The organism is Staphylococcus sp. FSL W8-0774 (assembly GCF_038006785.1).
GTDB lineage: Bacteria > Bacillota > Bacilli > Staphylococcales > Staphylococcaceae > Staphylococcus > Staphylococcus pasteuri.
On sequence record NZ_JBBOVW010000001.1, the window covers coordinates 2,435,233 to 2,458,705 of the forward strand.

A 23,473-nucleotide genomic window follows, 5' to 3' on the forward strand; every position below is an offset into this window, starting at 1 on the left:
CATTTCACTCCTTATATTTCTTCTCTTAATGCAAGTTCTTTAACAATTTGTTTATGTCGTTTATCTGTTAATGGATACCATATGAAGAAGATAATTAATGCAAGTAAACAAGCCACTGCCGGTACTGCGAAGAATAATATTTTAAGACCTTGAATTGTACCAGCTGATTGTTCTACATTTGGTTTGTATCCTATTAATGTTAAAGCTAAACCAGGTACAAATCCTGCAAGTGCTTGTGATACTTTTCTTGTGAAACTGTAACTAGAATACGTAATACCTTCAGAACGTAATCCAAATTTCCATTGTCCGTATTCCACAACGTCAGCAATGAATGCCCAAATAACAGTGTTTGGAATAACTAAGAAGAATTGTGCAATAGTATTCATTACTAAGAACATGATGTGGTTTTCACTAAATAATAGGAAATTTATAGATTCGAATACTACAAAACCACCAATACCGATAAGTGCTGTTGCTTTTTTACCCATTTTTTTACTAATAAGTGTTGTTGCATATAATGCAGGTAATAATACAACAAAGTTCAATGTACTTACTAAACCTACTAAATTAGGTTCATCTAATACATATTTAAAGTAGTAAAGCTGACAAGATTGAATTAAGAACATTGACATGATTGTTAATAATGTAAAGATTGCTAATACTGCAAATGCTTCGTTTTTCACTAAGTTAAAGAATGCTTTTTTATTAAGACCTTTTTCTTTAGGACGTTCAACAACGTGACGTTCTTTAACACCTTTATAGCAAATCAAATGGAATATAACACCGAATACTGCTAATCCAGCAACAACTACTGGATAACCTATAGCATGGTTATCAAATTTTGATACTAATGGTATAACGACAATTCCTGCTATAAATAATGCACTTTGTGAACCTAAGTTTCTAAAAACAGATAATTGTGTTCTGTCATCTGAGTTCATTGTCATAGCAGCAGATAATGAACCGTAAGGAATGTTAACAACTGAATATGCGGCATTGAATAGTAAGTATGTAGCAAATGCCCACACTACTTTTCCTGTATAACTAAAATCGGGTGCAGTAAATGATAAGACCGTTACAATTGCTAATGGTACAGTTCCATATAAAATAAATGGTTTGAATTTACCTTTGGGACCAATATTACGTCGTGAGTCGACGATAGTACCTACACCAGTATCAACAAATGCATCAAATATCTTTGCTACCAAAAATACAAGACCACCATAAAATGCTGAAATACCTAAAATATCTGTAAAGAACATCATTAAATAAATTTGTCCCATGTCAAACATCATACCGTTACCTAAGTCACCAAAACCGTATGATAACTTTTCTTTAAATCCTAAAGCAGGTTCTGCAATATGATTAAGTTTTTTAACTTTTCTACTTTCTCTTTTTTCAACTGTGTCTCCTATAATCGTGCCTTCTTTCTATCTATTAATGTCTCGGTTACTTTGAATAGACGCGTAAATATTTTCTAGACTTGCATAACTAAAATCACCAAATATATTGTGTTTATAGCTCATGTTATAAATTCCAAATTCAACAATTTTTGCTAAATTCCATTTCTGCATAATCCCATAAATGACACCTACGCTAAATGCATCCCCAGTTCCTAATCTATCCAATATATCGACATCTATAGGATCAGTTTTTACTATCTGATTCTGTGTAGATAGAAATCCTTGTAAGCGGTTTCTTTTATGGCTAAAAATTTTTCTCTGTACAAACGCAATATATTTAATATTGTATTTATCGTGAATTTGTTCTAAATATGGTTGTATTTCCTCAATGTCAGCCATTCTATCTAATCCATCTTTTTGGTCATGTCCTTCATTGTCTGGCAATGCAATTGGTTCATAACCGAAGACTAAATCCACATCATATAATATGTCTGACATTTCTTTTCTAGCTGTTTCAAAATCCCATAAAGCAGCTCTAAAATTCAAATCGCAACTTACAAATAGACCTAGCTTTTTGGCTACTTTTACAGCTTTTTTCAAAAATTGTAATAGCTCGTTATTCAAACCAGCTGTAATACCTGTTATGTGGAACCAATCATGCCCCTTTAGTATTACTTCGATATCATCATCACGATGATAAAATTGACTAAATGTACTCATTTGACGATCATAGATAAGTCGATGTGCGCGTTGTGCATATCCACTTTCAGTAAAATAGAGTCCTAACCTTCCTTCTGCTTGGCTCACATGCTTTGTATCAACGTTATACCGTTTTAAGTTTTGAATGATTTGGTTTCCTAAATCATTGTTAGGTACAGCGCTAATCATTGCAGTATCAACGCCTAATCCTGATAATCCTATGGCGACGTTCATTTCTGCACCGCCGTAGTACGTATCAAATGATTGAGCTTGATTGAAGGTTTGATGATTCGGTGTGCTTAATCGCATTAAAATTTCGCCAAATGTGATGAATGACATCTCATCACCCTCTTATTTTTTTGAATTTTTCGACAAATTTTTGTGTGTTTTCTTTGATAACTGAATCGTTACCGTCTTTGGAACCTTTCATTAATGCACTACCAATTCCAACTGCATACGCACCTTTTTGATACCAGTCTTCCATGTTATCTAATGACACGCCACCAGATGGCATTAATTCAATATGTGGAATAGGTCCATGTATATTTTTAATAAAATTAGCTCCTAATAAATCTCCAGGGAATAATTTCACTAAATCAACACCTGTTTCCATTGCTTGAACAATTTCTGTGACTGATCCACAACCTGGTAAATAAGGTATTGAATAACGGTTACACATTTTAGCAATTTCAGGATCAAAGTGTGGACTAACTACATATTCTGCTCCATTTAAAATAGCTAATCGAGTGGTAGTACTATCTAAAACTGTACCTGCACCAATCACTACATCGTCATGTGTTTGATGTTGATTTAAATATTGAATAACTTCTTCAGCTTGTGGTGTTGTAAAGGTAATTTCGATGTTGTAAATACCGCCTTCTATCATTTGATTTACAGCTGCGATAGCATCATCTTTACTTTTACCTCTTACAACAGCTACAAGGTAATTTTCATGTAAACGATTTAATATCTCTGCTTTTTTCATTTACTCAGCTCCTTGCTATTTAAAAAGTTTTTTTCTTCGCCAACCCAACTTCATTATATTTCCAAATGAGAAAACGTCAATTCAGTGTAAACTACTAGGAATTAATAAAAAATAAAAACCCTCTCATCCAATCTTTAAAAAGAGTTGGTATCAAAGGGTTTTTAAAATATGCTCATTTTCAGTGTGAATTCAACGAGTGAAACAATTAGACGTACTAAATTGCATTTGAGAAGCATAATTTTATATGATTTTTTGTAATTTTTTTAAGTCTTTTATAAAATTTTGACGTTATTTTCAGAAAAATCAGCTATTTGCATATTTTTCTTTGTGTTTAACTAGTGAAAAACAAAAATGAATGATAATTTTAAAATGTAATGTAAAAGTTAAACAAAATCATAAACATTTACATTATGTAACTTTTTCATCGTTTTCACCATTGTAAGATTTTTTATATTCTAAGGGCGCAAGTTGATATTGTTCCTTAAAACATTTTGAAAAATAGCCTTGTTGTTTAAAACCTACATAGTTTGCTATTTCTTCAATTGTCATAGGCGTATTGATTAATAGATCTCGTCCTTTTTCAACACGTAGTTTCATAATGTATTGAGACATAGACTGACCTGTTTCTTTCTTAAATAATCTTGAAAGATATGATGGCGCCAACCCAACTAAATCAGCCAATTCTTCTAGATGTATCGGGTGGTCTAAGTTAATTTTAATATGTTGAATGACTGTGTTGATATTAGAACTATAATTTAATGATGTTACATTTAATGCTGTTCGCGCATAATCACTGATCATTTGTTTTGAAACCATTTCTAATGTTTCGACATCCATAGCATCATCAATTTTAGCAGCATAATATGCTGATAGTTCATTGATGATGAGTAAATTCACTTCTGCTTTTTCTATACTTTTACGGCATAGCGTATTAAGCAGATAGGCTTTGTATTTTTGATTTAATAAATCATCTTTTACACGCCTAATACCGGAAACAGAAACTTTCATTATGGAATATAGATTTAACGCTTCATCAATATTGCCATTTTGAATTGCTGTAAGCATCTTATTCTCAATGTCATAAGCTGTTTTGATTTGGTTAAATGTATATTCATATTGTTCTTTGTCGTGCGAATGGGATTCAGGATTACGATGAAAACTAAAATCTAATTCTTCAACTTTATAATTTACATTTCTATTTTTCAAATATCGTACTGTTAGACGCCCCATTTTTAATGCTTGGCTATACTGACAAACAGGTATTTGTAAAAGGTATTGTTTTAAAATTGATAATTTAGAATATTTAATTTGTACTTGTTGTAACATCTCATGGCATCTTTTTTCATTAGGACGTTGATGTAAAAAAGGTCCGAGAATGACAACTCGATTATATTTTCTATACTTAAATAATAAAAAATTAACATCAAATTGATTCACATAATGATAAATACAATCACTTTTCATATTTTCTAAAAGTTTCTTTAACTCTAATTTGTATTTTTTACTTTTAGTATTGGTAAAAGGAGACTTTAAATGGTTACTGATATTTTTAATATCGGATAAGTCATAATGATTTATATCAACCATTAATAATTCAAACGCATGTACTTTTAAAACATCAAAAATTTGTTGATTCAACATAATAATCACCTTCACTTAAGACTATAAACAGAATGGAAAGGATTGAAAAATTTGAATTATTCACTAGAACATTTTCAACCTCAACATGACTATCTCATTTGTGTAGATTCTGATGGTTGCGGTATGGATACAATGACAATTAAACATGAACGTGCTTTTGGTCCAGCCCTACTTGATATTTGGAACTTGGACGATATAAAAGACGAAGTACTAGAACGTTGGAACCAATTTAACCTATATGAAATTACACGAGGTATTAATCGATTTCAAGGTCTGGAAAAAATGCTCACAGAATTACATGAGCAAGGTCGTACAGTTGACGGCTATCAAGACATTAAAGAATGGGTAGACAACACTTCAACATTTTCTAATCCTCAATTAGAACAAGATATGAAAGCGCATCCAGAAAAGAAAGGACTACGCTTAGCTTTAGATTGGTCTAATAGAGTAAATGAATTAATCGTGAATTTACCTAGTATAGGTCCATTTGATAATGTACATTCTGCTTTGAAACATGCACATAAAGATGCAGATATTGTTATTGTATCATCTGCCAATTTAAAAGCAGTAGAAACTGAATGGACAGAGCATGAGCTTACACCATTTCTTTCAAGTATATTTGCGCAAGAAGCAGGCACTAAAAAGCATTGTATTAACCAACTAAAACCATTTTACAAATCTGGCCATATTTTAGTATTAGGAGATGCCAGAGGAGATTTACAAGCAGCTCAAGACAATCATGTTCATTTTTATCCAATATTAGCGGGACATGAAGCACAATCTTGGTATGACCTAGATCATACTTATATCGATTTATTTACTAATAATCAGTTTGATAATACTATTCAAGACCGTGTAATTCAACAATTTTATAATAATTTTGACTAAGGAGTGGCTTATTTATGGTAAAAGTAGATCTAAAATCTAAACCTTATAATCTTAACGATCAACAAATTCAATGGGTAGAAAATACACTATCAGAACTTACAGATGAAGAAAAAATTGGTCAATTATTTTTCAATTTATTCTTTTTAGAAGACGATGCAAACTTTAATGATAATGAATTAACAAATAAAGATATTCTTGATAAATACCATATTGGAGGCGCAAGATTCCAAGGTGGCAATGGACAACAAGTACAACACTTACTTAACGATTTACAACATAACAGTAAAATCCCATTACTCATCGCTGCCAATTGTGATTCAGGTGGTAATGGCGCTTGTAAAGACGGTACTTACATTGCTTCTGCAGCTCAATGTGAAGCAGCTCAAGATACTAAAGTTGCATATAATGCAGGATATGTTTCTGGACAAGAATCTAGTGCATTAGGTGTAAATATCAACTTTGACCCTTGTGTTGATATTCTTGAAAATTGGAGAAATACTATCGTTAATACTCGCGCATACGGAACAAATGCTGACACAGTGATTAAATATACAAATGCCTTTATCGAAGGCTTTAACCAAACAAAAGATATGATTACATGTATCAAACATTTCCCAGGTGATGGCACAGAAGAACGAGATCAACACCTTGTTTTAGGCGTAAATGAAATGACTCCAGACGAATGGGATCAAAGTTTCCGTAAAGTATATGCTAATCACATTGATAATGGCGTTGAAATGATTATGTCTGGTCATATCGCACTACCTCACTACTCTAAAAAATTAAACCCAGCTTTAAATGATGAAGACATTTTACCAGCAACATTATCTAAAGAATTAATTACAGATTTATTGAAAGATGATTTAAACTTTAACGGACTTGTTGTAACTGATGCGAGTCATATGTTAGGTATGACAGCTGCGATGAAACGTGAAGATTATGTACCTCAAGCCATTGCTGCTGGTTGTGACATGTTCTTATTCTTTAACGATATTGAAGAAGATTTTAATTTCATGCTTAATGGTTATAAAAACGGCGTTATTACTGACGAACGTTTAAATGATGCTGTAAGACGTATTCTTGGATTAAAAGCAAAAATTAATCTACATGAAAAACAAGCTAATAACACTTTAGAAAAAGATGAAAAAGCATTAGAAGTTGTTGGTTGTGATAAACATATTGAAATGCAAAAAGAAGCAGCTGATTTAGGTATTACACTAGTGAAAAATACACTTAACCAATTACCTATTCGACCTGAAACACATAAAAACATTCGTCTTTATGTTATTGAAGGTGAAAAAAATGGATTGTATAAATCTGATGACTCACTTACAGATAATTTAGTATCTATATTAGAAAAACGAGGCTTTAATGTAACAGTAAACGACGGCTCAACACGTATTAAAGGTAAAACTTTAGAATATCGTGATGAAGTTGATGCTGCTTTAGTATTTGCCAATATTGTAGGTTACGCAGCTGAAAACAACTACCGTATCCGTTGGTCAACTGCTATGAGTAATGAAATTCCTTGGTATGTACATGAAGTGCCAACAGTATTCACTTCACTTAACTTCACAACTCATTTACATGACGCAACAATGGTTAAAGCATATATCAATGCTTATCATTCAAATCAAATCAGTTTAGAAACAGTGGTAGATAAAATCATGGGAGAATCAGACTTTAAAGGGGTACCAAACGACCTAGTTTGGACAAATAAATGGCAAGCTAAATTATAGAAGTTAGTGGTATTTCTGCTTAATATGCTTGTTATAGAACAAAAAACAGTATAAGAATAAACCCTAGAAAAATAGCCAGTAAATGAGTTTTATAAATTCATTTACTGGCTTCTTTATTTATAATACTTTGTATTATTGGCTCCCTATGCCCAACCTGCTTTGCTTGTTGAAACTGGATAAACCAGTTTCTTTGTGTTGGGTCCCTTCTTAGGGGACAGCTTCAGCCAGAAATACTACACAGATAAATCTGTGAGGATTTCTAAGGTCTTCAGCTTGTCCTGTTCCCTCAAGAGTTTCGCCAAAATGCTCCGTATTTATATGTAAATTGAAATTAAAAGATGCTCCAAGATAAAATCCTTAGTCCAATTTGTACATAAATGATATGTCACAACACTTAATGAAATCCATGAAACAACTACTTTTATTTTTGGAGATTGAATTTATAGAAATTAAAATGTCTAATTAATTTATTTCATGATTTAGTAACGAATCTAGTTTGGGCTTTTGTTGTTTTAATGAAGTTTGGCTTAAATCTATAAAGTGGGATTTCTGCAACTGTTGTGTTTTAAAGGCCGTAGTATTTAAATCTGTATCCCAAGTTGGATACACACGAAATGCCATTTTACCTTTATGGTTCATGTCGCTTAAAATACCTTTGGTTAAAAGCGTCTTCTTATCAAACACAAACATGCCGTTAAGTTCTTGATCAAAAATGTGAATAATTAAATAGTCACTCATTTTATCAAAATGTATAGGTATATTTTGATGATTTTTATCTTTCTCCCACAGAGTTACAAAATAACCCTTTTTCTTTGGTGTCTTTTTGCCCAATCTACTTTTAATACGATATTGAAACAATTCAAATTCCATCGCTTCATATTCTTGATTCCACTCTTCGACTTGAACTGTATTTACTATTTTAGTTTGATAAATATTTTCCAATTCTTGCAATGGTGTTATTGACTGAAATGATTCAAGATTTTTTGCCATTTGCTTTACCTCAAAAATTTTATTAAGAATTAAAAATAAGCTAAAATAATTATGAATACATATACTTAATAATTCAAGAGGTGGAAAATGTATCCTAATGATATTATTCAAAAAGCAAGTCACAATTTAAGAAGATACGAAGATGCTATCAAAGCAGCTCAAAAAGCACAAAATTTATTACAAAATAATATGTATATACTGGAGCGTTTACCATTAGATGCCTTACAAAGAACATCTCAAGTTATTAACAAAGTATGGCAAAATACAACTGAAGTTATCAAACAATTAGATGAAGAAGCTATAGAAACATTTAAATATTACGAATTACCCATACATTACTCAATGGATCTTGAATTTATTGAGTCTTTAGTTGATAAGTATAAAAATAATGTGAGTACAGAAGAAATAAATAAATATTTTTCTAATTATTTTGATGATTACCTACTAAATAAAATACAAAATCATTGGAACAATTCGGTTTTTTTACATAAAAGAACTAATTTATTTGAACAAGTTATTAGTGGATATCAATATAATCTATACGGCTTAGTGGTAACAACAGTTACTACTCAAATAGAAGGAATTATATCAGATAAACTTGAATTAGATAAAATAGGTAAGTTCAGATTTAATGAAAAACATCTAAATCAAAACTTTAAATATGATACTTTAAAATTAAAAATTATAATTGAAGCAATGTTTTGTGTAATTGGATTTAGTGATAAAATCACTAGAAATTTTTACATCGATAGAGTGGTAAGTAACAAAAATAACGAAAACAATCGCCATTCTATAGCACATGGTGCTATATTTGATCACTTAAGTAACATACACGCAATTAAAGCTATAGTTATATTTGATTCTATTTTGTCACGTTTAGAGGAGTTCAAAACAAAAGAGGAATTAGAAGACATGATTCACCGAGTTGCAAAAAATAAAGTAAATAATTAAGGATTAATTAAAATCAAAAAGCTCTTCTAAGATGCTATAGACGTAAGAAATAGTATATTTGAAATATCGTTAAGAAAAATTTTAAAAAGAAGTAGTAAGATATACTATTAATAATTAAAGAGAGTAAAATGAGCGGTAATGATAATATATTTTGTAAAGTTTGTATGACTACTCTTTCTAATTGGAGAACCAAAAATGAAAATTGTTCAATAAACATATAAATTTCTGACTGTCTTCAACTTGATTTGTATATTCTACAAGAGGTAACCATTCTGCTAAATACGCTCGTGATTGATCTATAAGTTTAAAAAGTGCATCCGCTTCTCTTGTTTCTAATATTTTTAAAGTCACTTCATCGTTTACCTTAAATCCAAACATGCTTTACACCCCATTTACATTATTGTCACACAATTCTGTTAATTATCAACATTTTAACATATGCTGTGGATAACTCAAATTACATATCAAACCCCTGATATAACAGTGTTTTAAAGAATATCAATCAAAATCTATCCACAGCCGTGCCAATTATCCACGCCTATAAAAAATCTCCATAATCAATTCATTGTTTACATAAAAATGAATCAACTATGGAGATTGTTAACATTTAATTTGGAAAAGTATCTGGATTAAAACCGCCTTCCCATTTGCTGATAGGCCAATACCTAAACATAACTTTTCCTACAATCTGCTTTTTATCAATTAGCCCAACGTCATATCTACTATCTATACTGTTCTGTCTATTGTCCCCTAATACTAGATACTTATCTTTAGGAATTTTAGCATGCCCTTTAGCACCTTTCAGTGTCTTGGAATTAAAATCTTCTGTTAAATATTTGCTTACTTTATTCTTTTTATTTTCTTTCAAATAAGGCTCTTTTATTTTTTTATCATTTATATACAGTTGATCTTTTTTATATTTAACAGTATCACCAGGTTTACCAATTAACCGTTTAATATAATCTTTTTTAGCAGTAGCGTGAAAAATAATAACATCCCCTGAATCAATGTGATTCAATGTTTTCGAAATTTTACTCACTATAACTTTATCTCTATCTTCAAAAGTGGGATGCATTGATTCTCCCGATACCGTATATGAAGTACCGATAAATACAGTTAGAATGATAGCTATGATAATACCTGTCGCTAAGGTAATAATCCACTCAACTAATTCTTTTCCCATATAAGCTCTCCTCGCATTTATTAATCACTATTCTACAACACCATTTTTTATTTTAATGTGCTGTCCTTTTTGCACTTTGTCGTACTGTTTTTTAGGTAAAACCACAACACGTTTACCTTGTTTAGTATCCACTGTGACGGTATATAATTTTTCTCCATCTTTCATTTGATGCTTCAACTTAAATTAAATTTTCATATGTAAAATCAATTAATTCTATCATTACATAACTTAATTATTTATTTCAATTATATTTACAAAAACTAAACTTTTATTTTTTATTATTAGTTAATCCTCTATAAAAATTCACTATCGCTTCCCTCTTAAATCTAACCTTTCAATGCTGTAAGTTTGGTAGCGTATTTTGTAAGTTTAGATAAAGGCTGGAATATCTTATTGCTCCTAAAATTAAGATATAAGCAATAAGGAGTGATAACATGTCAATTTTACAAGTCGATCATTTATCAAAAATTTATGGTAAGAAGAAGCAATATCAAGCATTGAATGATATTAATTTTTCAGTTGAAAAGGGAGAATTTGTAGCAATTATGGGGCCTTCAGGGTCTGGTAAAACAACATTACTCAATGTTCTAAGTTCGATTGATACAATTTCAAGCGGCTCAGTCATTGTTGACGGTCACAATATTAGTCAATTAAAGAATAAACAACTTGCACAATATCGTAAAAAGTCATTAGGATTTATTTTCCAAGATTACAGTGTATTACCAACACTCACGGTTAAAGAAAACATTATGCTACCTTTATCAGTTCAGCATTACGGCAAAAAAGAAATGGAACAATCTTATCAAGAAGTCACTGAAGCATTAGGTATTCATGACCTGGGAAATAAATACCCAAGTGAAATATCAGGAGGTCAACAACAACGAACAGCCGCTGCCAGAGCATTTGTGCATAAACCGAAGATTATTTTTGCCGACGAACCAACTGGTGCATTAGATTCGAAAAGTGCGAAAGATTTACTCAACCGTCTTGAAGAAATGAATCGTACATTCCAATCAACAATTATTATGGTCACACATGATCCAGTGGCAGCAAGTTTTGCCAAACGTGTCATTATGTTAAAAGACGGACATATTCATTCTGAAATAAACCAAGGAGAAGATTCTAAACAAGATTTTTATCAAAACATTATTCAATTGCAATCTTCTTTAGGTGGTGTAGCGAATGTCATTTAATCAAATTACACTCAAAAATTTAAAAATGAATATAAAACATTATGGTATGTATTTATTTTCATTGTTATTGAGTATCATATTATATTTTAGTTTTACGACATTACAGTTCACTGACAGTATTAATAACGATCAGTCTTTAGCTATTATTCGAAAAGGTGCATCAGTCGGCTCAATATTTTTATTTATTATGATCGTGATTTTCTTAATGTATGCCAACCACCTATTTATTAAAAGACGTACTCAAGAATTTGCATTATTTCAGTTGATAGGTCTTACTAGAAATAATATTTTAAGAATGCTTTGTGTTGAACAAATCGCTATTTTTGTAATAACTGGATTATTGGGCATCGTTTTAGGTATATTTGGTTCTCAATTTTTACTATATATTGCATCTAAGTTAATGCATTTAACAGTAAAATTATCTATTAATTTTGAACCTATGGCTTTAGCATTAACATTATTTTTATTACTCACTGCTTTTATACTTATTTTATTTCAAAGTTATTTATTTTTGAAAAAACGCAGTATATTGGCATTGATGAAAGACCGCCGTCAGACTGAAACTACAAAAGTTAAAATTACATTTTTAGAAGTATTAGGCGGTATATTAGGCATTGTCATGATAGCGTTCGGTTACTATATAGCGACTGAAATGTTTGGTACATTTAAAAAATTAACATTTACTATGACTTCACCGTTTATCATTTTATTTTTAACAGTCGTTGGCGCCTATTTATTTTTCAGAAGTTCTGTATCACTCATTTTTAAATCATTGAAGCATTTCAAAAATGGTCATGTATCTATTACGGATGTCGTGTTCACAGCTTCAATCATGCATAGAATGAAGAAAAATGCGATGTCGCTTACTGTTATTGCAGTGATTTCAGCGATCACGGTAACTGTCCTTTGCTTTGCGACAATAACTCAGGAAAATAGTAATAATACTTTCCAAACAATGTCACCACAAGATTTTGATTTTTCATCCAAAAAACAAGCACAACAATTCAAACAGCAATTAGATAAAAATCATATCGGATATAGCACTAAAACGTATGAGTCTATTTCAGCCGAAACAATAGAAGATAAGGTGATGACGTTAAAAGATGATAGTAAAAGTATGTCTGCCAAAAACGTTTTAGTACCTAATGATCAACTTAAAGGTACCAATGCAATTATTACAAATACTAAAAATACACCAGGTATGATGCAAATTAATTTAAATAAGACCGTTACTGTCGAAGGTAAACAACAACAAACGTTTAAAGTAACAAAAGAGGATAAAGAAACAATGCTTCCCCTTGATTTGACGACTAATATGCCAGTGATTGAAATTAGCAGGGCCGAATTTAATAAATTGAAGACAAATGACATCATGCAAAATATGTATGGCATCAATATCAAAGATCATACTGATATGAAGAAAGCAGCAGCTATTGCTAAACAGATCAATCCTGAAATTCAACCACGCGATGAAGTTAAAAAACTCTTAGATTCAACCAATGGCATATTAATCTTTGTCACATCATTCCTAGGTTTATCATTCCTTATCGCTGCCGGTTGTATCATTTATATTAAACAAATGGACGAAACCGAAGATGAGATTGATAACTTCCGTATTTTAAAACGAATTGGTTTCACTCAAATGGATATGTTGAAAGGACTCGGATTGAAAATTATCTTTAATTTCGGTTTACCACTTATCATTGCTTTATTACACGCACTTTTTGCAGCAATTGCGTTTATGAAATTGATGGGTAACGTCTCTTACACACCTATTATTGTCGTAATGGTCGTATACTCACTCGTCTATTTCGCATTTGCACTCATTGCTTTCATACATTCAAATCGCATTATTAAAAAAACGATATAAATTAAAGGAGAGATTTATAATGAAATTCAAAGACTTAATCAAACAATCATATGAGGATTTAAAAAATTTAAAAGTGAACTTATTTAATGTGGTGATGCTCACACTTATAATCATAGTATTAAGTAGTGCTATCACGCCGATTGCAGGTATTCCAGTCGGATTATTAGGTGGCGCTTACTTCTTAAAACGCAGAGATGAAAAAAAGGATTTATAATGTAGATATAACAATCGTGTGTGCTCGTTATTCATTGAGTGCACACGATTCTTTGATTTGATCATATTTTATAGCTTGGAATATTTAAATATATAAACATTAGCTACCACTTTACATGTTTGTTATATTGGGATTATTAATACATATTAAGGAGTTTCCTTATGAATCAATATCAAGAGTTTTTAAATCATCCTGATAGTTTTATCTTTATATTGTTTATATTTTATCTTATCGCAAGTTTATTTTTCTTTACTTTAACAGTTTTCATAGGTTTAAAACCTGTTTCTTTTAAAGAAAAAATCATAACAATACTTGTTTTAACACTTATTTTGACACTTACTTTAACGGGTTTGTCCTACGTTATCATTCATTAGTTGTCAGATATTTATGCTACTTGCTATTTAATAAGCGAGTAGCTTTTTTTAAATCAATTTAGCTGTGATTGTATTTATAACTTATATATAATAAAAAAAGCCTATGTCCGCTGAACGGGCGTACATAGACTTAAAAAAAACAAGATTTTTTACCTAACAAACTACTTGTAGTATAACACCATTTTTATAAAATGTATATAACAACTTAATTTAAGCGTAAAAACAATTTGTTCTTACTTTTGATAATTAAACAAATTAAGTTTTTTACAGATGCAAATTATTAAAATAATAATAATTCATATTATATACCCGCTTATCTCAAATCTAATCATTAAGTTACAAAATTTTTGAATTAGATGTCAGATCAAGAGGATAATATGAAGATTGGAATTATATTATATTTCCTAGAAAAATCTAAAATTTTAAAAATATATGAACGATAAATTTAAAATTTTTACCGTATTTTGTAAAGTAGTTATAATGGTGCAATCATTTTATAAAATGCCTTTCTTTAAAATATATATTAATCTTTCATAAAAACAACTTGAGATATTAACAAAATATCCCAAGTTTTATTTAATAACTTATATATTATTTATTTTTCACAAAGATTTTAACATATCCTCAATTTTAATGGAAAATAATTTATAACTACTTAGTATTTAAAATTTCATAGCCAATTACATTTCTATTAATAAATTCTATATGTTTGACCTGTTTGAGCACCTTCAACACTTTTAATAAAAGCATTAGCCACTTTTTCTACAGGAACAGCTGTAAATCCTTTGAAAAATTCTCCATATTTATCTAGAGCTTCTTCCACTACATTAGGGCTTACATTATTAATTCTTAGTCCACGTTTCAATTCAACTGCTGCAGAGGTAACAAAGCCTGCGACACCGCCATTAGCCATCGCTGCAGAAGAACCTAAACGTATAGGATCATCCATCATAATACCAGATGTTAAAGTGAAACTGCCATTTTCATTTAAATAATGTTGTCCAATTAATACAAGATTAATTTGACCTAATAATTTGCTTTGAATTGCTACATTATTATCTTCTAAAGTCATATCAGAAAGCGCTTTGAAAGTTGCGCCACCTGTCGCACTAACAACTGCATCTACATTATCAATATCTTTATACATTTTTTCAATTTCTTCTGGAGAAGTAATATCTAATTGATAATCACCAGACTGACTTCCTACTTCAATGACTTCATGATGATTATCTTTAAGTTTCTTTGATACACTTTTACCTATTGTCCCTGTAGCTCCAACAACAATAATTTTCATTATAATCCTCCTAATTTTTATGAATTAAGTCTAGAATTCTTTAAATGATATATATTTTTAACATAACAAATTATTATATACATAAAAACAGATATTGAACTTTTTAGTCCAATATCTGTCTTATTTATTTAAGAAACTATATCATTTAATGAATTGATTTATTTAAGATTCACCATTATGAATACCTACTTTAGTGATATAACCATTGTTCTCTAAGAATTTAACACTTTTTCCACCAATATTATAATTGTATTCATTTCCTTGAGCAGAGCTAGCAGGTTTTGTATCAGGATTACCATATACTTTAAGCAATTTTGATTTAGATACAACGCCATCTTTTAGATCAAACCATATTCCATCTGCTTTATGTTTACTAGCTAAATAAAATTGTTGATCATATTTTTTTATTGTTTTGTCACTATTTTTACTATTTTCTGTGATTTTATAACCATTGATTGTTAAATTGTCATTTTTAAGTGCATTAATAAAGTTCTTGTCTAAAATAAAATTACTTTGTGAGGATGTGTACCCTTGATAATTATAATAAGGGTGTGTTGCTGCATGTGCTTCGTTACTTTGTGGTGTTTCTACTGAGGCGCCGATTCCGAATACTGTTCCTACTGCTAACATTGATCCAACAACTGCTTTTGTAGTCTTTTTCATATTCAATCTCTCCTCTTTGTTTTTTGAAATGCAATACAAATGCAAGCGATTACATTATTACACAAAAGTTACAACGTTTCAAATTACACATTCCTTGGTTCTGTATTCTAGATACATCACTCTCAAAAATAATATAAATATTTACATATATAGGAATGGATTATATAATAAGAGTGTAAATTGTTTCTCTATTTAATAGAGAGCAACAAATAAAAAGCACAAGTGCTACCAACACTTGCGCCTATGTAAGCCCGTTAAAAAGACGGTAGCTTTTGAAATTGTCTATTTAGACCATCTAATTGCTAAAGTTGAGATGGTCTATTAATTTTGCTTACTACTAATTAATATTAAGCCAATAATCGTTAAAACGATCATTAATATTTCATAATCAGTCATGTTACTCCTTTCTAGGAGTAACAACCAAAATCATAGGCATCACCCCATTATTATGAGATTAGCCACCATCATTCAACTTGCTTACTTTAAATATTATACAATAATAGATAAAATAAATCTTATAATTTTATTCTATATTTTACGCTCTTAATAACGGTACTTATAACTCTTCATTTCTATTTTTTAAATATTTTAAAAGGTCTCAATCGAATCAAAATTTTCCCATTATGATTACGCTTATCCATTATTACATTAACAATTGATTGTGCACCTTCATTTACTGTACGCATTAAAAAGCCTTTTTGGTTATTATTTAAATCTGTTGTAATACCACCAGGCATGACTCCAAATATTTCAACAGAAATCTTATGTTTCTTAAAATACTTCGCAAATAATTTAATCATTGAATTGAGTGCCGTTTTCGTTGTCATATAACTAAATGGATGGAAAAAATTACTTGGTTTAGTAGGAATAGTTAAATTGAGTATTCTCCCTTTATTGCGTGCTAGGATTGGCGTGAACGACTTAACCATTTCAAAGTTTCCATAAACATTGACCTCTGTCACTGTTTTTAATTCTTCAATATCAACATCTAATGGAGATGCTTCCATATTTCCTGAAATGCCTGCATTATTAATGAGTACATTTAAATCAGCATGGTTATTTTCAACATATTTTGCCGCTTCGTGAATGGTTGTTAAATCATTGAAATCAATTTTGATCCATTCCGCATTAATACCTTTTTGTTGTAACGTCTTTACCGCTTCAGTACCTCTTACTTCATCTCTAGCACCTAATAAAATAGCCCATCCTTTGTTTCCTAATTGTCTCGCCGTTTCAAATCCTAATCCTTTATTCGCACCTGTAATTAATACTTTTTGTGTCATATTAAGTCTCCTTTTTCATGACTTATCTCTTTAAATTTACATTACTACAATATTGCTTTATTAACTAGACACACCTCTTAATATAATAGCTGACAATGATACTTTCATTGTTAAAGAAAAAATTCCCTCAATACAATCATTAATGAGGTTTTTTTGTTACAATTTCATATTTTATTTCTAATTCTCAATATTTTCAGTTAAGGATGTCGCTAGTGTCTTCCCTTGTTCATATCCAGCATCACCAATTTCTTTAATATTTTTTGATGAATAAATATTTTGACCTATACTACCTTTACTGTTTTCGTCAGGTACAATTAAGGTAACGTTACTTTGTTCTTTTAATTTCTCCGCTTCTTCATACACTGAAGGCACTTGACCTAGTTTTTGACTAAGAGGAGCCAGAATAATAATATCTTGATAGTCTGACACTAACATCGCATTTGTTGATGAAACCATACCACCATCAATCCAAGAATCTCCCAATAAATTAATGTGTGGCCAAAGACCCGGAACGGCACCACTAGCTGTCACTGCTTCTTTTAAGCTCACGCCGCTATTCTCATTAAAAGTCGACAACTTGCCTGTCCTTGCATTTATCGCAGTAATTTCAAGTTGATCCGTCCATTTAGCATTACCTAATCTTTGTTGTATTGAATCACTTCGAGTCTCTGGTGAAACATTTGATGGGTAACTATTAATAATATCTCCAAGGTACTGTCCGATTAATTGTTCATTATCCCTACCTTTAATAAATGCTTTAGTCCACAAGTCATATATCGCTGGATCAAGTTGAGCATTATCGGTTTCACTATGATGTGTTGCTAAATCTTGATAATATGCTTGCATGTTTTGATTATTTGCTAAAATCGCTCCAACAAATGAACCTGCAGAACTACCTAATATCTTATCTACTTGATTCATTTTTATACCTGAATCTATTAACCCTGCTAGTACGCCAGCTTCCCAAGCAATGCCTGTAATACCACCGCCGCCTAATACAAGTGCTTTATCCTTACTCATTTTAGACTACCCCCTCGTTATTCCGTCTAAATTACATGTTGTTACTATGATTATATACAATATATTATTTCCCATTATATAAACAGTTAAAAGCATTGTACTTATAGCAGGTAAAATTTAAATAATAAAGATTCGCACAACAAAAATCATCATAATTTTTAGTTAGTATTACACTTTATTTATAATAAGTTTTATAATTATTTCATATAAAGGGATGTCGTATTTTTAAGGAGGAATAACAATATGCAAAAGCTAAATAATAAGGTAATGATTATTACTGGTGGCGCTCAAGGTATGGGAGAAATGCATGCTAAAAAAGCAATTGAACATGGTGCTAAAGTCGTTATCACTGATATCAATGAGGAAAAAGGAAATGAATTAGCCAAAACTTTAGGCTCTAATGCGCTTTTTATCAAACATGATGTGACTAGTGAGGATGATTGGCATAATGTAATTGAAACTGTTTTAGCAAAATGGAATAAAATTGATGTTCTAGTTAATAATGCAGGTATGACTTATAACAAGCCGTTAGAGTCTTTAACACTAGACGATTATATGAAGATTGTTAATATTAACCAAGTCTCTGTCTTTTTAGGTATCAAATCAGTAGCTAAGGTAATGAAAGAACAACAAAGTGATGCCATTATCAATATCTCTTCTATTGATGGATTAGTTGGAGGTGCCATTGGTTATACTGATACAAAATTTGCAGTAAGAGGTATGACTAAAGCTGCAGCACATGAATTGTCGCCGTATAATATTCGCGTAAATTCTGTTCACCCAGGTGTTATTAATACACCTATGATTCAACAAAAAGATGTTAAAGAAGCCGTCGATGAATTTGCTAAACAAATACCAATGCGACGTATAGCTGAAGTTGAAGAAGTGTCAAACATGGTTTGTTTCTTAGCATCCGATGAGGCTTCTTACTCTACAGGTTCAGAATTTGTTATAGATGGTGGCATTACAGCGATTTAATTAATATAGATAAAATGTTAATTAAACATAAATACATCTCATACCAACTTGTTAATTTTTAGTTATAAAAATAAATACTGTATCTCAGAAAATATTATTTATATTGTAATAATTGGAGTAGAAAAAGTTCGCCACAAATGATAATTGTGACGAACTTTTCATATATTTAGTTAAAATTGAAATGTTATTATTTAATAATATCTATTAATTCTTTTTTAGAGGCTGCGCGGGCTGGTATCCAACCGAAGACAACACCAATAAGCGTTGATACGCCTACAGCCAAGATGACTGAACTTATACTAACTGAACTTTTAACCATATCTGGTGTTACCATGTCGACCACTGTGGCAATGATAATGCCTAGAATTAATCCAATAATACCACCGAGTAGACAAAGTACGACACTTTCAACTAAGAATTGTATTTCAATGTCTCGTCCTTTAGCACCGAAGGCACGACGTATCGCAATTTCCTCTGTTCGTTCTGTAACAGAAATATACATCACATTCATGACACCAATACCTGCGATAAATAGTGAAATACCTGCGACTGCTGCCACAAAGTATGTGATGGTATCTAAGACTTTACCAATGCTTTTCATCATTTCTTCGTTATCATTAAAACTATACTGGCCATTTGAAACACCAGTTCCTTTTTTATTCAGTTCTTTTTCAACTTTTTTACCGATCTCTTTTTTATCTTCGCCATCATTGACCTTTACTTGTATTTGAGGTGTTCCTTGAGACAGGTTACTCATATAATGGTCAGCTGTTTTCGTTGGCATTTGAACAACCGTTTCGAGAGGCATGCCACTCGCATCTTGGCCGCTTGCATCACCAACACCAACGACTTTAAAGCCTTCCCCATTAATATAAATTGATTTTCCTACCGCACTATCTGCATTATGAAAGACTTTTTTAGCGACTTTATTATCTATAACCACAACTTTTTCCTGTGTGTCATTATCATCTTTTGTAAAACCATGTCCATGATCAACGTCTGAGACCTGGCTCGCTTTTTTCAAATCAACATCGCCACTTCCATGAGTATTTGTAATTTTAGCGGCATAAGTACTATCTTTACTTTCCTTTACTTTCGCGCTTTTAACACCTTTAACTTGTTCTACAACACTGAGATCTTCTTGTTTAAACGGGTTGTCTTTAGGTGCACTCATATCTTCTGTCATATAAGTAATCATGGCTTGGTCTTTACCTGCACCTGCATCATCAAATTGTTCATTGGTTGTCTTTTTGAAACCATTACCCAATGCCATGATCGTAATAACAGCAGCAATACCGATAATAATCCCTATCATCGTAAAGATATTACGGCGTTTATTTTTTAAAATAGAGCGAAAGGCGACAGACAAAATATTAGAAAAGTTACTCATGCGCCAACACCTCTTCCTCTTTCACACGACCATCCAAAATGTGAATGATACGATCCGCTTTGTTAGCGACCTCACGATCATGGGTTACCATAATCATGGTTGTACCTTTTTCTTTATTTAACGTTACGAATAAATCCATAATGTCTTTTGATGTTTTTGAATCAAGAGCCCCTGTAGGTTCGTCAGCAATGACAAACTTAGGTTCATTGATAATGGCTCTTGCGATGGCTACACGTTGTTGTTGACCACCTGATAATTTATTAGGAAGTAAATCTTCTTTGTTGTGAAGGCCGACATCTTCTAATCCCTTCATTACTTTATCTTTACGTTCTTTACTACCCATTCCATTGTATATAAGTGGGATGCTTACATTTTCAAGAATCGTATTATTTTGAATAAGTTTAAAGTTTTGAAAGACAAATCCTACCGTATGATTACGAATGGTTGCGAGTTTATTATCTGAACTTTTTTTATAATTTTCACCATTAAAAAGATATTCACCTTCATAACCACGATCAATAAATCCAAGGATATTGATGAGGGTACTCTTACCTGAACCGGATGGTCCCATAATAGCGATAAATTCCCCTTCATCAATATGGATATCAATATCTTTTAAGATATGATTCGTTTCATCACCGTTTTTGAAGTGTCGATTGATTTTTTTCAATTCAATCATGATGACACCTCAACTTTTTCTCCATCGTTTAGATTACCTTTAGGATTTTTGATGACTTTGTCACCTGCTTTAAGTCCTTTTTTCACAATAATTTGGCCATTACTGCGATCAATTTTAATATCACGTTTATGAACTTTATTATGTTTATCTAGGACAAACACATCGTTATCTTTTGTTAACACATTATTAGGTAATTTCTTAGTTTTTAAAGGAATTTTAGCATCCATAGAGAATCCAGCACGTACAGGGATGTCTAAATCACCAATAATGACATTATATTTAGACGTATCTCCTTCTTTACCGCCAGAAGGATTGTTAACTGTTGGATTAGAAGCTTGGGCTGCACTTGCGCCTTCTTCACTATCTTCGCCTTGACCTCCAGCACTTGCCTGAGCTCCACTTGATTCACCACTCGCGCTATCATCATAGCTAGTTGGTAGTTCATCTACTTTAAGGATTTTACCTTTGCCTTTTTTACCGTTACTATTCACGGTTACATCAACCTCGTCACCCTCTTTGATTTTATCGACATCAAATTCAGTAACCGTTGATTTAATTTGTGGATTGTCTGAAATCAATTGTAGAACAGGTTGACCATCACCAGCATCTTCACCATTTTTAATATTTACCTTACCGTCAAATGATGCATAAATACTGTCATTCATTTGTTTATCATGTTGTGATAATTGTTGTTGTGCTTCATTAAGTGAACTTTGATCTTGCGTCAATTTAGACTGTAGTTGATTGTTATTTGGACTTTGATTGATCTTTTGATAATCATCGTTCACTTGTTGTTGTGCTTGATCAACTTTATTTGCGAGTTGTTGGCGTTTACTATTATTCGTGTCGTAGCTTAAGAGACGGTCGCCTTGTTTAACCTTTTGACCATCGTCTACGGCAGGACTTTGGAATGTGCCTATTTGGCTATTGTTGTTATATGTTTTGACTGATTTGGGAGATGCTTTACCTTCCAAACTAATCGGTGTTTCTTTTTTAACTGTATATGTATCGTATCCCTTACTATCTTTATCGTCAGAGCTTGTTGATTGCTTTGCGATAAATGCGGCAATGATAAGAAGTAAGATAATTGCCACGCCAATAATACTCCATAATAGTTTCTTATTCATATCCTATGCTCCTTAAAATGTATTATATTTTGCATGATAACACACTTTAATTATTATATATATTGAATTTAAGGATATTTAAGTTATTTTTAAGTTTGAGATTAATGAAATGTTTTTAATATTATTTTTACTTAGTCTATTTATTATACTTATTCAAAATAAAAATTGATATTTTAAATATTAGTTAACAATGTTATTCTGTTAATAAATATTAAAAAAGGAGAGATACATAAATGGAACAATCTAATGCAGCACAGACTGAAGAAGCGACAAGTTCTAACTTACCTTTTGTTGATCACTTTAGAAAAATCCGTCAAAATCCTAAATGGATAGTGAAATTAATTGTACTTATTGTGTTATCTATTATTTTAGGACTTTTAACTGCACATATAACTGACAACACCAAAATGCTCAAAGATATGGGAATGAGCCAATCTGAAATTGATAAACAAAACCAATTCAATTTAGCAGTTACTATTGGACAATCAATTGGTGGTCTTATCCTAGGATTATTAATCACATTTGTTATTTTCTTAGTTATCTCTAAAATTATGAAATCTGATGCACAAGCAATACATATTTTTTCTGCATCTATCTCTTACTTAATCATTACAACTTCATTTTCAATTATTGTTTATGCGATACAAGCATTATTTGGTCTTACAATTCCAGAAACTCAATTAGATAGCCTGAATATATTCGACAAGGGTAATAATTATTTAGCCGCCTTTAGTTTATCGAATTTATTAGCTGCCTATGTTATTTTTACAGTTTATTACGGTACAAGTAAACTTTCTAAAAAAGCATCTATTATATGGGCAGTCATTGCCTTAATCGTGATGGTTGGCTTTACGCTAGGAGGAGCTGCGTTTACAGAATCTATGAAAGGCTTAGCTAATATGCAATAAA

The 23,473-nt window shown here is 31.2% G+C and carries 24 protein-coding genes; 9 read left to right on the plus strand and 15 right to left on the minus strand.

All coding sequences use genetic code 11. The features are described 5' to 3' along the window. Nucleotides 1–11 precede the first annotated feature (11 nt). The 4 genes from NSQ15_RS11960 to NSQ15_RS11975 all read right to left on the minus strand — a co-directional run bounded on the left by NSQ15_RS11960 (nt 12) and on the right by NSQ15_RS11975 (nt 4,728). On the minus strand, nt 12–1,415 hold the full coding sequence (locus NSQ15_RS11960) for a glycoside-pentoside-hexuronide (GPH):cation symporter (RefSeq protein WP_029056613.1): 1,404 nt from the start codon (nt 1,413–1,415) through the stop codon (nt 12–14). 15 nt (nt 1,416–1,430) lie between these two features. After that, entirely contained in the window at nt 1,431–2,441 is a 1,011-nt protein-coding gene (locus NSQ15_RS11965; protein WP_108000187.1) for a sugar kinase, read from the minus strand. 4 nt (nt 2,442–2,445) lie between these two features. Next, nucleotides 2,446–3,087, minus strand: coding sequence for a bifunctional 2-keto-4-hydroxyglutarate aldolase/2-keto-3-deoxy-6-phosphogluconate aldolase (locus tag NSQ15_RS11970; RefSeq protein ID WP_340747180.1), 642 nt, complete (start codon nt 3,085–3,087; stop codon nt 2,446–2,448). Between the two features lie 408 nt (nt 3,088–3,495). Then, nucleotides 3,496–4,728, minus strand: a complete 1,233-nt coding sequence (locus NSQ15_RS11975) for a helix-turn-helix domain-containing protein (protein WP_070451812.1) — start codon at nt 4,726–4,728, stop codon at nt 3,496–3,498. A 51-nt stretch (nt 4,729–4,779) separates the two neighbouring features. Here NSQ15_RS11975 and NSQ15_RS11980 point away from each other — a divergent pair, with 51 nt between their 5' ends. Then, nucleotides 4,780–5,616 (plus strand): glucuronate isomerase, encoded by an 837-nt coding sequence (locus tag NSQ15_RS11980; protein ID WP_070451809.1) that lies wholly within the window; start codon nt 4,780–4,782, stop codon nt 5,614–5,616. A 14-nt stretch (nt 5,617–5,630) separates the two neighbouring features. Next, nucleotides 5,631–7,355: a glycoside hydrolase family 3 protein gene (locus NSQ15_RS11985; protein WP_017636689.1), complete on the plus strand. Its 1,725-nt coding sequence runs from the start codon at nt 5,631–5,633 to the stop codon at nt 7,353–7,355. Nucleotides 7,356–7,817: 462 nt separating this feature from the next. On the opposite strand, the gene NSQ15_RS11990 is transcribed toward NSQ15_RS11985, so the two are convergent. After that, complete coding sequence (locus NSQ15_RS11990; protein ID WP_070451956.1) at nt 7,818–8,345, minus strand: MepB family protein; 528 nt, start codon at nt 8,343–8,345, stop codon at nt 7,818–7,820. An 87-nt stretch (nt 8,346–8,432) separates the two neighbouring features. Between NSQ15_RS11990 and NSQ15_RS11995 the strand changes: the two genes are divergently transcribed. Beyond that, nucleotides 8,433–9,296 carry a hypothetical protein gene (locus NSQ15_RS11995; RefSeq protein ID WP_070451800.1) on the plus strand — a complete coding sequence of 288 codons (864 nt, stop codon included), beginning with the start codon at nt 8,433–8,435 and terminating at the stop codon, nt 9,294–9,296. Between the two features lie 177 nt (nt 9,297–9,473). Here the strand turns inward: NSQ15_RS11995 and NSQ15_RS12000 are convergent, their stop codons facing one another. From NSQ15_RS12000 to NSQ15_RS12010, 3 genes are all read right to left on the minus strand, one after another. Further along, a complete protein-coding gene (locus NSQ15_RS12000) occupies nt 9,474–9,674 on the minus strand; it encodes a hypothetical protein (RefSeq protein WP_124760242.1) in 201 nt (66 codons plus the stop codon). Nucleotides 9,675–9,903: 229 nt separating this feature from the next. Beyond that, nucleotides 9,904–10,479, minus strand: a complete 576-nt coding sequence (gene lepB / locus NSQ15_RS12005) for a signal peptidase I (RefSeq protein ID WP_070451795.1) — start codon at nt 10,477–10,479, stop codon at nt 9,904–9,906. A 27-nt stretch (nt 10,480–10,506) separates the two neighbouring features. After that, nucleotides 10,507–10,644 carry a hypothetical protein gene (locus tag NSQ15_RS12010; protein ID WP_176745274.1) on the minus strand — a complete coding sequence of 46 codons (138 nt, stop codon included), beginning with the start codon at nt 10,642–10,644 and terminating at the stop codon, nt 10,507–10,509. A 269-nt stretch (nt 10,645–10,913) separates the two neighbouring features. On the opposite strand from NSQ15_RS12010, the gene NSQ15_RS12015 reads away from it, so the two are divergent. The 4 genes from NSQ15_RS12015 (at nt 10,914) to NSQ15_RS12030 (ending at nt 14,130) form a co-directional block, all read left to right on the plus strand. Beyond that, nucleotides 10,914–11,672 carry an ABC transporter ATP-binding protein gene (locus tag NSQ15_RS12015; RefSeq protein ID WP_124760243.1) on the plus strand — a complete coding sequence of 253 codons (759 nt, stop codon included), beginning with the start codon at nt 10,914–10,916 and terminating at the stop codon, nt 11,670–11,672. Next, complete coding sequence (locus tag NSQ15_RS12020; RefSeq protein ID WP_124760244.1) at nt 11,662–13,542, plus strand: FtsX-like permease family protein; 1,881 nt, start codon at nt 11,662–11,664, stop codon at nt 13,540–13,542. Before NSQ15_RS12015 ends, NSQ15_RS12020 begins: the two co-directional genes overlap by 11 nt. Nucleotides 13,543–13,561: 19 nt before the next feature. Then, the gene (locus NSQ15_RS12025; RefSeq protein WP_017636703.1) at nt 13,562–13,756 is read left to right on the plus strand and encodes a VraH family peptide resistance protein; all 195 of its coding nucleotides are present in this window, start codon (nt 13,562–13,564) and stop codon (nt 13,754–13,756) included. Nucleotides 13,757–13,917: 161 nt separating this feature from the next. Continuing rightward, entirely contained in the window at nt 13,918–14,130 is a 213-nt protein-coding gene (locus NSQ15_RS12030; RefSeq protein ID WP_070451786.1) for a hypothetical protein, read from the plus strand. A 691-nt stretch (nt 14,131–14,821) separates the two neighbouring features. Here the strand turns inward: NSQ15_RS12030 and NSQ15_RS12035 are convergent. The 4 genes from NSQ15_RS12035 to NSQ15_RS12050 form a co-directional block, all read right to left on the minus strand. Next, the gene (locus tag NSQ15_RS12035; protein ID WP_017636707.1) at nt 14,822–15,424 is read right to left on the minus strand and encodes a short chain dehydrogenase; all 603 of its coding nucleotides are present in this window, start codon (nt 15,422–15,424) and stop codon (nt 14,822–14,824) included. 162 nt (nt 15,425–15,586) lie between these two features. Beyond that, on the minus strand, nt 15,587–16,087 hold the full coding sequence (gene isaB / locus NSQ15_RS12040; protein ID WP_186802342.1) for an immunodominant staphylococcal antigen IsaB family protein: 501 nt from the start codon (nt 16,085–16,087) through the stop codon (nt 15,587–15,589). Nucleotides 16,088–16,659: 572 nt separating this feature from the next. After that, nucleotides 16,660–17,370 carry an SDR family NAD(P)-dependent oxidoreductase gene (locus tag NSQ15_RS12045; RefSeq protein WP_070451783.1) on the minus strand — a complete coding sequence of 237 codons (711 nt, stop codon included), beginning with the start codon at nt 17,368–17,370 and terminating at the stop codon, nt 16,660–16,662. A 177-nt stretch (nt 17,371–17,547) separates the two neighbouring features. After that, a complete protein-coding gene (locus tag NSQ15_RS12050; RefSeq protein WP_070451781.1) occupies nt 17,548–18,390 on the minus strand; it encodes a patatin-like phospholipase family protein in 843 nt (280 codons plus the stop codon). A gap of 243 nt (nt 18,391–18,633) precedes the next feature. On the opposite strand from NSQ15_RS12050, the gene NSQ15_RS12055 reads away from it, so the two are divergent. Then, complete coding sequence (locus NSQ15_RS12055) at nt 18,634–19,368, plus strand: glucose 1-dehydrogenase (RefSeq protein ID WP_154835507.1); 735 nt, start codon at nt 18,634–18,636, stop codon at nt 19,366–19,368. 187 nt (nt 19,369–19,555) lie between these two features. Here NSQ15_RS12055 and NSQ15_RS12060 read toward each other — a convergent pair whose 3' ends face one another. The 3 genes from NSQ15_RS12060 to NSQ15_RS12070 are packed head-to-tail and all read right to left on the minus strand — an operon-like array spanning nt 19,556 to nt 22,564. After that, on the minus strand, nt 19,556–20,758 hold the full coding sequence (locus tag NSQ15_RS12060; RefSeq protein ID WP_070451778.1) for an ABC transporter permease: 1,203 nt from the start codon (nt 20,756–20,758) through the stop codon (nt 19,556–19,558). After that, nucleotides 20,751–21,437, minus strand: a complete 687-nt coding sequence (locus tag NSQ15_RS12065; RefSeq protein ID WP_070451776.1) for an ABC transporter ATP-binding protein — start codon at nt 21,435–21,437, stop codon at nt 20,751–20,753. The genes NSQ15_RS12060 and NSQ15_RS12065 overlap by 8 nt, the downstream gene beginning before the upstream one ends. Continuing rightward, a complete protein-coding gene (locus tag NSQ15_RS12070) occupies nt 21,434–22,564 on the minus strand; it encodes an efflux RND transporter periplasmic adaptor subunit (RefSeq protein ID WP_070451774.1) in 1,131 nt (376 codons plus the stop codon). The genes NSQ15_RS12065 and NSQ15_RS12070 overlap by 4 nt, the downstream gene beginning before the upstream one ends. A 233-nt stretch (nt 22,565–22,797) precedes the next feature. On the opposite strand from NSQ15_RS12070, the gene NSQ15_RS12075 reads away from it, so the two are divergent. Further along, on the plus strand, nt 22,798–23,472 hold the full coding sequence (locus NSQ15_RS12075; protein WP_126567327.1) for a YIP1 family protein: 675 nt from the start codon (nt 22,798–22,800) through the stop codon (nt 23,470–23,472). Nucleotide 23,473: the final 1 nt, after the last annotated feature.

Excerpts from the sequence above, each read along its gene's own strand:
- NSQ15_RS12025 (WP_017636703.1), top strand. The coding sequence starts at position 13,562 with ATGAAATTCAAAGACTTAATCAAACAATCATATGAGGATTTAAAAAAT.
- NSQ15_RS12065 (WP_070451776.1), bottom strand. The coding sequence starts at position 21,437 with ATGATTGAATTGAAAAAAATCAATCGACACTTCAAAAACGGTGATGAA.
- NSQ15_RS12015 (WP_124760243.1), top strand. The coding sequence starts at position 10,914 with ATGTCAATTTTACAAGTCGATCATTTATCAAAAATTTATGGTAAGAAG.
- NSQ15_RS12010 (WP_176745274.1), bottom strand. The coding sequence starts at position 10,644 with ATGAAAGATGGAGAAAAATTATATACCGTCACAGTGGATACTAAACAA.
- NSQ15_RS12060 (WP_070451778.1), bottom strand. The coding sequence starts at position 20,758 with ATGAGTAACTTTTCTAATATTTTGTCTGTCGCCTTTCGCTCTATTTTA.
- isaB (WP_186802342.1), bottom strand. The coding sequence starts at position 16,087 with ATGAAAAAGACTACAAAAGCAGTTGTTGGATCAATGTTAGCAGTAGGA.
- NSQ15_RS11970 (WP_340747180.1), bottom strand. The coding sequence starts at position 3,087 with ATGAAAAAAGCAGAGATATTAAATCGTTTACATGAAAATTACCTTGTA.
- NSQ15_RS11990 (WP_070451956.1), bottom strand. The coding sequence starts at position 8,345 with ATGGCAAAAAATCTTGAATCATTTCAGTCAATAACACCATTGCAAGAA.
- NSQ15_RS11985 (WP_017636689.1), top strand. The coding sequence starts at position 5,631 with ATGGTAAAAGTAGATCTAAAATCTAAACCTTATAATCTTAACGATCAA.
- NSQ15_RS11965 (WP_108000187.1), bottom strand. The coding sequence starts at position 2,441 with ATGTCATTCATCACATTTGGCGAAATTTTAATGCGATTAAGCACACCG.
- NSQ15_RS11975 (WP_070451812.1), bottom strand. The coding sequence starts at position 4,728 with ATGTTGAATCAACAAATTTTTGATGTTTTAAAAGTACATGCGTTTGAA.
- NSQ15_RS12020 (WP_124760244.1), top strand. The coding sequence starts at position 11,662 with ATGTCATTTAATCAAATTACACTCAAAAATTTAAAAATGAATATAAAA.
- NSQ15_RS12070 (WP_070451774.1), bottom strand. The coding sequence starts at position 22,564 with ATGAATAAGAAACTATTATGGAGTATTATTGGCGTGGCAATTATCTTA.
- NSQ15_RS12035 (WP_017636707.1), bottom strand. The coding sequence starts at position 15,424 with ATGAAAATTATTGTTGTTGGAGCTACAGGGACAATAGGTAAAAGTGTA.
- NSQ15_RS12055 (WP_154835507.1), top strand. The coding sequence starts at position 18,634 with ATGCAAAAGCTAAATAATAAGGTAATGATTATTACTGGTGGCGCTCAA.
- NSQ15_RS12000 (WP_124760242.1), bottom strand. The coding sequence starts at position 9,674 with ATGTTTGGATTTAAGGTAAACGATGAAGTGACTTTAAAAATATTAGAA.
- NSQ15_RS12050 (WP_070451781.1), bottom strand. The coding sequence starts at position 18,390 with ATGAGTAAGGATAAAGCACTTGTATTAGGCGGCGGTGGTATTACAGGC.
- lepB (WP_070451795.1), bottom strand. The coding sequence starts at position 10,479 with ATGGGAAAAGAATTAGTTGAGTGGATTATTACCTTAGCGACAGGTATT.
- NSQ15_RS11995 (WP_070451800.1), top strand. The coding sequence starts at position 8,433 with ATGTATCCTAATGATATTATTCAAAAAGCAAGTCACAATTTAAGAAGA.
- NSQ15_RS12030 (WP_070451786.1), top strand. The coding sequence starts at position 13,918 with ATGAATCAATATCAAGAGTTTTTAAATCATCCTGATAGTTTTATCTTT.
- NSQ15_RS12045 (WP_070451783.1), bottom strand. The coding sequence starts at position 17,370 with ATGACACAAAAAGTATTAATTACAGGTGCGAATAAAGGATTAGGATTT.
- NSQ15_RS12075 (WP_126567327.1), top strand. The coding sequence starts at position 22,798 with ATGGAACAATCTAATGCAGCACAGACTGAAGAAGCGACAAGTTCTAAC.